10 protein-coding genes are annotated in these 8,452 nt (G+C 74.2%); 4 read left to right on the forward strand and 6 right to left on the reverse strand.

Annotation, left to right across the window (positions count from 1 at the left end):
- From VM242_02695 to VM242_02705, 3 genes are all read right to left on the reverse strand, one after another.
- The coding region (locus tag VM242_02695) for a S1C family serine protease (protein ID HVM04057.1) at nucleotides 1-1,274 on the reverse strand (1,274 nt) is incomplete at its 3' end.
- A gap of 78 nt (nucleotides 1,275-1,352) precedes the next feature.
- Nucleotides 1,353-2,585, reverse strand: coding sequence for a hypothetical protein (locus VM242_02700; protein HVM04058.1), 1,233 nt, complete (start codon nucleotides 2,583-2,585; stop codon nucleotides 1,353-1,355).
- The gene (locus tag VM242_02705) at nucleotides 2,582-3,172 is read right to left on the reverse strand and encodes a sigma-70 family RNA polymerase sigma factor (protein HVM04059.1); all 591 of its coding nucleotides are present in this window, start codon (nucleotides 3,170-3,172) and stop codon (nucleotides 2,582-2,584) included. The genes VM242_02700 and VM242_02705 overlap by 4 nt, the downstream gene beginning before the upstream one ends.
- 179 nt (nucleotides 3,173-3,351) lie before the next feature.
- Between VM242_02705 and VM242_02710 the strand changes: the two genes are divergently transcribed.
- Together VM242_02710 and VM242_02715 are read left to right on the forward strand one after the other, a co-directional pair.
- Entirely contained in the window at nucleotides 3,352-3,711 is a 360-nt protein-coding gene (locus VM242_02710; protein HVM04060.1) for a hypothetical protein, read from the forward strand.
- Nucleotides 3,711-4,121 carry a hypothetical protein gene (locus VM242_02715; GenBank protein ID HVM04061.1) on the forward strand — a complete coding sequence of 137 codons (411 nt, stop codon included), beginning with the start codon at nucleotides 3,711-3,713 and terminating at the stop codon, nucleotides 4,119-4,121. The genes VM242_02710 and VM242_02715 overlap by 1 nt, the downstream gene beginning before the upstream one ends.
- Before the next feature lie 320 nt (nucleotides 4,122-4,441).
- Here the strand turns inward: VM242_02715 and VM242_02720 are convergent, their stop codons facing one another.
- From VM242_02720 to VM242_02730, 3 genes are all read right to left on the reverse strand, one after another.
- A complete protein-coding gene (locus tag VM242_02720) occupies nucleotides 4,442-4,618 on the reverse strand; it encodes a hypothetical protein (protein ID HVM04062.1) in 177 nt (58 codons plus the stop codon).
- A gap of 23 nt (nucleotides 4,619-4,641) precedes the next feature.
- Nucleotides 4,642-5,658 (reverse strand): aspartate-semialdehyde dehydrogenase, encoded by a 1,017-nt coding sequence (locus VM242_02725; protein HVM04063.1) that lies wholly within the window; start codon nucleotides 5,656-5,658, stop codon nucleotides 4,642-4,644.
- 80 nt (nucleotides 5,659-5,738) lie between these two features.
- Nucleotides 5,739-6,977, reverse strand: a complete 1,239-nt coding sequence (locus VM242_02730) for an aspartate kinase (GenBank protein ID HVM04064.1) — start codon at nucleotides 6,975-6,977, stop codon at nucleotides 5,739-5,741.
- A gap of 43 nt (nucleotides 6,978-7,020) precedes the next feature.
- On the opposite strand from VM242_02730, the gene VM242_02735 reads away from it, so the two are divergent.
- Both VM242_02735 and VM242_02740 read left to right on the forward strand, forming a co-directional pair.
- Nucleotides 7,021-7,896 (forward strand): peptidylprolyl isomerase, encoded by an 876-nt coding sequence (locus tag VM242_02735; GenBank protein ID HVM04065.1) that lies wholly within the window; start codon nucleotides 7,021-7,023, stop codon nucleotides 7,894-7,896.
- Between the two features lie 3 nt (nucleotides 7,897-7,899).
- Nucleotides 7,900-8,452 (forward strand): peptidylprolyl isomerase (locus VM242_02740; GenBank protein HVM04066.1); only part of this gene is annotated, 553 nt, incomplete at its 3' end.

Below are 8,452 nucleotides of genomic sequence, written 5' to 3' on the forward strand. Positions count from 1 at the left end.
GCCTCGCAGGGGACGCTGTGCGAGCCCTCCACCCGGTCGATGACCCAGCGGCCGGACTCCCGGACGAGCACGAAGTCGTTCGTCCACAGCGAGCACGTCTCGCCCGGACGGGGGCCCTTCCCGGCGTCCTGGGTGCTCGAGAAGTCGACCTCCGCCACCACCGACCCGTCGGCCCTTTGGACCACCGAGGCCACGTGCTGGTCGTCGTCCCGGCTCGACGCCAGCTGCTCGGCCAGCACCTCCACCGGCACCGCGGCGCGCTTGCGGGCGCTGTACTGCTGCCACGTCAGGTGGTACTGGCCGTGGTTGATGCCGTCGAAGTAGATGCCCAGGGCCAGCCCGACCTCGGCCGCCGTGCGTCCCGAGGCGGGGGGCTGGAGGCCCACGCTGCCGGACGGCACGACGGGGTCCGGGCAGTCGGCGGCCGGGGCGGGCGCCGGTGAGGCGTGCCAGGCGGCGAGCACCGGTGCGACAGTCGTGGCGTCCACCGCGTAGGCGAGGCCCTGGGCGAACTCGCTGCCGGCGATGACGACGCCCACCACCCGGCCGTCCTCGTCGAGCAGCGGCCCGCCGCTGTTGCCAGGGTTGATCGCCGCGCTGGTCTGGACCAGCCCGGTGACGACCCGGCCGGCGATCAGCTCCTTGCGGTCGTACCCGCTGACCGTGCCGCGGGTGGGCGACAGCGGCTCGCGGTGGGGGTACCCGACGGCCAGCACCTCGGTCGCCTCCGGCACGCGCTCGGCGACGAACGCGGCCGGCTCCGCGGGGAGGGCCCGGTCCAGCCGGAGGAGGGCGAGGTCCCTGGCCCGGTCCATGCCGACGACCTCGGCGGTGCGCACCTCGTCGGTCGAGCGGGCGGTGATGGCGACCGCCGCGTCGACGACGTGGGCGGCGGTGACGACGTGTCGGGCGTCGAGCGCCAGGAACCCAGTCCCGACCCCCCGGCCGCCCAGCTCGCCGCACACGACGGCGTCGAGGCGCAGGACGCCCGGTGCGGCGTGCCGGTAGACCGCCTCGAAGCCGGGTGCCGCGCTGGCCGTGGCGGCCGCCGACCCGCCCCTGACCCGGTCGAAGGCGTCCTCCAACGCCGGGCGCGCCACCACGCCGCCGGCGAAGGCGGCAGCGACGAGCACGAGGACGAGGACGAGGACGAGGCCCCGGCGAGCGCCCTTCCGGCGCCGTCCCGCCCGGCGGCGGGGTGCCGGCCGGGGCGCCTTCCTGCCCGCCGGCGGGCGCTGCGGTCGGGGCGGCCGGCTGGCCGCGCGCTGAGCCATGTCGGACCTCCCCGGGTGGTGAGCGGAGAGCAAGTCTCCCCGGGAGCGGCGCCGAAGACGCGGACCGGTCGACGCGGCCTACGGGAAGCGCACGAGGACGGCCTGCTCCCGGGCCACGGCCGCCTCGCCGTCACCCTCCCCCGGCTCGATCCGGGTGAACGCCAGCGCCCGCCCGTCGGGGGCGAACCACGCAGCCCCGAGGACCCCGCCGGCGGCGACCTCGGTCACCGCGCCGTCCTGGGTGACGATCGAGAGCGGCCCGCCGGCCACGTCGGAGCTCTGGCCGGTGACGGCCAGCGCCCGGCCGTCGGGAGACCACGAGACGGCGGCCACCGGGCCGGTGACGAGCCGCCGGGTGCTGCCTGGGGCGACGAGGAAGAGGCCGTCGGGGCCGTGGACGGCGAGCCCGCCCCCGTCCGGCGAGACGACCAGGTCGACGCCCGCGATGTCGAGCACCTCGTCGCCGAGGCGAAGCCGCCCGTCGCGGGTCAGCACGGCGAGGGTCCCGTCGGCCAGCTCGGCGGCCCGGAAGGCGTCGGCGGCCGGCAGCACCGTCTCCCGGGCACCGGTGGACGGGTCGACCTTCACGACGTCCCAGCTCCCCGAGACGACGGCCAGCAGGCGCGCCCCGTCCGCCGACCACTCGAACTGGGCGATGAGGCCGTCGATGGCGCTGCGGGGGATCGGCGTGACCACGGTGAAGACGCCGCCCGCCCCTTCGCGGGCGACGTAGGCCGCGGACAGGAACTCCTCGCACACCGAGACCACGGCGACCCGGGCGGGATCGGCCCGGCTGCGCAGCAACTGGCCCGTCAGCGCCCCGGCGTCGGCGACCGACGGCCGGCGGGCGCCGCCGTCGAGGGGCGCGGCGAACAGCGCCGTCGCCCCCGTGCCCTCGCAGCCCCGCTCGTCGGACGAGGGGTCGGGGCCGACCACGAGAGCGGCGGTGCCGTCGCCGCTCACGCCGACGACGGTGCCCGCCCCGAGGGACTGCTCGGGCCCGGGCCGGTAGTCGGGCGGCGCCGTCGTCGTGGTCGTCGGGTTGGTGACGACCCGCGTCCCCTCGCGGTCGTCGGGGAGGAGGACGGCGACCGCCCCCACCAGGACGGCCACGGCAGCGGCGATGGCCAGCAGCACGGGGCCGGGGAACGGCCGGCGGCCGTCCCTGCGGTCGCGTCGCCTCCCGCCCGAGCCGGGCGGCGACTCGGAGGCGAGCCGCTCCTCCAGCTCCTCCCAGAAGCCGGGCCGGTGCTCGGGCGTGGGGAGGGCGCGCAGGGCGGCGCCCAGCTCGACGTCCCGCTCGTCGCTCATCGTTCACCACCCTTCCGTCCGAGCCGCTCGCGTAGGAGGGCATGGGCCCGGGACAGCCGGGAGTGGATGGTGCCCTCGGCCACGCCCAGGATGTGCGCCGCCGTGGCGTGGTCGAAGCCCTCGGCGTCGACCAGCAGGACGGCGGCCCTCTGCTCGGGCGACAGGGTGGCGAGGGCGTCGGCCAGGCTGCTCCGCATCGCCGCCCGGTCGCCGGGGTCGGCGTCGGGCGACGCTCGCTCGGCCAGCCCCTCCAGGGGCACCACGTCCGCCCGCTTCGAGCGCCGCAGCTGGTCCAGGCAGGCGTTGTAGGTCACCCGGTAGAGCCACGTCCCGGCGCTGGCGTCGCCCCGGAAGGTCGCCATGCCCCGGTAGGCCTTGACGTAGACCTCCTGGAGGACGTCGTCCATCTGCCCGGGGTCGCCGAGGAGGCGGTACGCCAGCGCCCGCAGCCCGCGGTCGTAGTGCGCCACGAGGGTGCGGAACGCCCGGTGGTCGCCGGCGCGGGCCTGCGCCAGGACGGCGGCGTCGACGTCGCCCACCCGTTCGGCCGTCGCACCCCTCGGCATGCCGGGTTGGACGCCGGCCAATCCGGTTTCCTTCCGCTGGTCGGCGATCGGGGGAACGCTATCGGGCCGGTGCCGGCGCGAGCAGGGTCGCCGGCTGCGACATCGGTCACAGTGGGCACAAGCCCGGAAGGCCCCCGCCGGTCCGCCCGTCCAAAGGCCACACGACCCGGCACCGGCCGGGCGGCACCGAAGGGGGCGACATGCGCAGGTTCGCAGCATCGAAGGCAAGGTGGCCGGGCGTCGCCGCCGTGGCGATCGCCATGGCGGCGGCGGCGTGGACCGGGCCGGCCGAGCCGGCATCGGCCCATGGGGCGTGCCGGTACGGCGGCGACCGGGTCACCGGCCTCACGGCGAGCGCCCGGGTGCGCTGCGCCACCGCCCAGCGGGTAGCCGCGGCGTACGACTCGGCGGTGATGCAGGGCGGGTCGTTCCCGGGCGGGCGCGTCGCCGCCGCCGGGTACTCGTGCCGGACGACGGCCGTCGGCGAGGCCGCCGAGGAGACGTTCGCCGTCCGGTGCAGCGGCGGCCGGAACGTCGTGCGGTTCGCGTGGGGCGTGTGATGACCGGCCCCGCCCCCGCCGTTCTCCGCGCCGCCCTCGTGGGTGTCGCCGTCCTGGCCGTCGCGTGCGGGAGCGCCGACGACGGTGACGGCGTCGGTGCGGCCGCCGCGCCCACGTCTACGACATCACCGGGCGCAGGCGCCGGTCAGGAGCGGTTCTGCGTGCTGCTGGCCGAGGCCGACGGGGAGGTCGAGGAGTCGTACCTCGGCTCGGCCGACCACCTCGCCCGCCTCGACGGCCTGGTGGCCGCCGCGCCGGACGACGTCCGCCCCGACGTCGAGCGGTTCCGCGACCACGTGCGGACGTCGGTGAGCCCCTCGGCCCCCGGGTCGGCCGACATCGACCGCTACCCCGAACCGGTGGTGGCCGCCATCGACCGGATCGAGCAGCACCGGGCGGACCGGTGCTGACGTCTGCCACCTGCGCTCTGCCCACCCCTCTGGGAAGGTCGGACCGTGCCGGCCGGCGGCGTTCCGGCGCCGGCCGGCGGTCCGGTCCGATCAGATGACGTCCCGCTCCCGCACCACCGTCGTGCGCCGGCCCCGGTAGTAACGGGGACCGCCGACGAGGCCGACGAGCAGCAGGACCACCAGGAGGATGAGTAGAAGTTCCATGGCCTCGCTGTTCCCGCCCGGCGTCGACACCACACCCGGATCGTCTCCCCGGCCGGCTCTGGCACCAGGAATCGACACCCCGGTGCCGGTTCCTGGTGCCAGAACGGAGCGGAGCGTCAGATGTCGCCGTGGTCCTCGCGGACCTCGTCCTCCCGCCGGTCGACCTCGTCCTCGCTGGGTGCGCTGCCCGTCTCCCCCTCGACCCGGCCCTTGGCCTCGGCCTCGCGGTCGCCGGTGGCCCAGCCCACCGCTTCCTCGATCTTCCCCTTCACGCGCGTGGCGTCGTCACCCATCCATCGGTCCTCTCGGTCGGGCGTCAGATGCGCTGGAGCAGTGCCTCGGCGATCTGCACGGTGTTGAGGGCGGCGCCCTTGCGCAGGTTGTCCCCGGAGACGAACAGTGCCAATCCCGACTCGGCGCCCGGGTCGCGGCGGATGCGACCGACGTAGGTGGGGTCGGCGCCGGCGGCCACCAGGGGCGTGGGGACGTCGACCAGGGTGACGCCGGGGGCGCCGTCCAGCACCTCGCGGGCCCGATCGGGCGTGATCGGGCGCTCGAACTCGGCGTTCAGGCTCACCGAGTGGCCGGTGAACACCGGTACCCGCACGCAGGTGGCGGAGACGCGCAGGCCGGGCAGGCCGAGGATTCGCCGGCTCTCGTTCCGGAACTTGTGCTCCTCGTCGGTCTCGTCGTCCTCCTCGTACTTGAAGTTGAAGGGGATGACGTTGAAGGCGATGGGGGCGACGTACTTCGACGGCGGCGGGAACTCGACGGCCGACCCGTCCCAGGTGAGCTCGGCCGCCTTCTCCGCCACCGCCCGGACCTGCTCGTCCAGCTCGGCCACCCCGGCCCGGCCCCCGCCGGACACGCACTGGTAGGTGGATGCCACGAGGCGCACCAGGCCGGCTTCGTCGTGGAGGACCTTGAGGGCCGGCATGCAGATCATGGTCGTGCAGTTGGGGTTGGCGACGATCCCCTTGGGGATCGAGTCGAGGGCGGAGGCGTTCACCTCGGGGACGACCAGCGGCACGTCGGGGTCGCGCCGCCACGCCGACGAGTTGTCGACCACGACGGCCCCGGCCGCCGCGACCCTGGGGGCGAGCTCGCGGGAGAGGGTGGCGCCGGCCGACATGAGCACGACGTCCAGCCCCGAGAAGTCGGCGGTGGCCGACTCCTCGACCTCGATGTCGCCGTCTTTCCACGGCAGGCGGGTGCCGGCCGAGCGGGCCGAGGCGAAGAAGCGGACCTCGTCCGCGGGGAACGAGCGCTCGGCGAGGATCGACCGCATGACCTCGCCGACCATCCCGGTGGCTCCGACGACTCCGAGTCTCATGGCCGCCAGTCTACGGACCGCCGACGCCGTGCTCTCCTCGCGATCACGCGCCACGTGCTGGCGCGCCAGCGCGAAGTGGGTCAGGCCAGGTCGAAGGCGGTGTGGAGCGCCTGCACGGCCCGCTCGACGGCGTCGGCCCGGACCACGCAGCTGATGCGGATGGGCGACGTCGAGATCATCTCGATGTTGATGCCCTCGGTGGCGAGCGTCTCGAACATGGTGGCCGTGATGCCGGGATGGGTCTTCATGCCGGCACCCACCAGCGACACCGTCCCGATGGCGGCGTCGGCCGTCACGTCGGCCGCGCCGATCTCGTCGGCGTGGGCCTGGCAGACCTTCAGGCTGACGGGCAGGTCCGCCTTCTCCACGGTGAACGAGATGTCGGTGGTCCCGCCCAGCGACACGTTCTGCACGATCATGTCGACGTTGACGTGCTCGTCGGCGAGGGAGCGGAAGAGCTTGGCGGCGATGCCCGGCTTGTCGGGCACGTGGGTGACCGTCACCTTGGCCTCCGAGGCGTCGTGGACGACCGCCGAGACGATTGCCTGTTCCATCGAACCCGCTTCCCTCCTCCTGGTCTCGACCTCGTCGGCCGACACGATCCACGTCCCCGGCTCCCACGTGAAGCTGGAGCGCACGTGGAGGCGCACCCTGTGGGTGCGGGCGTACTCCACCGAGCGCATCTCCGGCTTGGGGCAGCCCGCCGCGCACATCTCCAGCATCTCGTCGTAGCCCAGCTCCCGGAGGCGCCGGGCGTCGGGCACCACGCCGGGGTCGGCCGAGAACACGCCCGACACGTCCGTGTACAGCTCGCACGAGTCGGCGGCCAGCGCCTCGGCCAGGGCGACCGCCGTCGTGTCGGAGCCTCCCCGGCCGAGGAACGTCACGTCGCGGGCGGTGGACACGCCCTGGGCGCCTCCCACCACGGGCACGTGGCCGGCGGCCAGAGCCTCGCGGATGCGGTCGCCCCGCACCTCGAGGATCTTGGCCCGGGTGTGGACGGTGTCGGTGACGAGGCCCGCCTGGCTGCCGGTGAACGACGAGGCCGGGCAGCCCCGGTCGACCAGGGCCATGCACAGCAGGGCCATGCTCTTGCGCTCGCCGGCGGTGATGAGCATGTCCATCTCGCGGCCCGGCCGGTTGTCCGCCACCTGGTTGGCCAGGTGGATCAGCTGGTCGGTCTCCTTGCCCATGGCGCTCACCACGACCACGACCTGGTTGCCGCGGCGGACCGTGCGCGCCACGTGGTCGGCCACCGAGCGGATCCGGTCGGCGTCGGCGACGGAGGTGCCACCGAACTTCTGCACGACGAGGGGCATCCCGGGAGAGTAGCGGCGGGCGCTCGTCCACTAACTTGCCGCCGTGGCCAGCGACAAGCGCCAGCGGAAGAAGCAGGGACGCCAGGCCCGCCTCGAGGCGATCCGGGCGCAGCAGGCTCGGGAGCAGCGGCGGAAGCGACTGATGACGAGCGTCGTCGTGGCCGTGGTCGCGGCCCTCGTGGTCTCGGTGTTCTTCGTGGGCGGCGGGGGCGACGACGAGGACGTCGCCACCGAGGGCACCACCACCACGACGGCGGAGGGCGAGGAGGGCGGCGGCGAGGGCCCGCCCAAGGGCGAACCCGTGGCGGCCGGCGCCAAGCTGGAAACGTGGGCGTGCCCGGCACCCGACGGCAGCTCGCCCCGGACGGACCAGTTCCCGCCGGAGCCGCCGCCGATGTGCATCGACCCGGCCAAGACCTACGTCGCCAAGCTGACGACCACCCAGGGCGACATCGAGATCACCCTCGACACGGCGAAGACCCCGAACACCGCCAACAACTACGTCGTCCTCGCCCGGTACCACTACTACGACGGCACGGTCATCACCCGGATCGACGACAGCATCGACATCCTCCAGACGGGGTCGCCGAAGACGCAGACCATCAGCGACCCCGGGCCCGGCTACACGATCAAGGACGAGGGGAAGGGGTTCAGCTACGGCGAGGGCGACGTCGTCATGGCCCGGACCCAGGCGCCCGACAGCGCCGGCGCCCAGTACTTCATCGTCACCGGGCCCAAGGCGTCGGCGCTGGACAGCGACGGGTCGTACGTGACGTTCGGCAGGATCACCAGCGGGCTGGACGTGGCGAAGAAGATCGCCGGCCTGTTCGAGCCGTGCCCCGAGGGCGACCAGACGTGCCTCGGCGGGGCGCCCAGCGAGCTCGTCACCATCGAGAAGATCGAGATCGAGGAGCGCTGACCCATGCCCACCGAGTGCCCCGCCGCCGACGGCTCCAGCCCCAAGAAGCGCCGCTTCGACGGCCCCCCGCCCATGTGCATCGACCCGTCGAAGCGCTACACGGCGGAGATGGCCACCACCAAGGGGACCATGGTCGTCGCCCTGGACCCCATCGCCGCGCCGAGGACGGTGAACAACTTCGTCGTGCTCGCCCGCTACCACTACTTCGACGGGATCCACTTCCACCGGGTGATCCCGGGGTTCATGCTCCAGGGCGGCGACCCCGACGGCAGTGGCCGGGGCGGCCCGGGCTACCGGTTCGAGGACGAGCTGCCCGGGCCGGGCCGCTACGAGATCGGGTCGCTGGCCATGGCGAACGCCGGCCCGAACACCAACGGCAGCCAGTTCTTCGTGATCAGCGGACCGTCCGGCGTCTCCCTTCCGCCGCAGTACTCCCTGTTCGGCAAGGTCGTGAAGGGGCTGGACGTGGTCGCCGCCATCGACGCCATCGGCACGGGGAGCGGCACCCCCAAGGAGAAGGTCGTCATCGAGTCGGTGACGATCACCGAGTCCGACT

This window comes from Acidimicrobiales bacterium (genome assembly GCA_035540975.1).
In the GTDB taxonomy this organism is placed as follows: domain Bacteria; phylum Actinomycetota; class Acidimicrobiia; order Acidimicrobiales.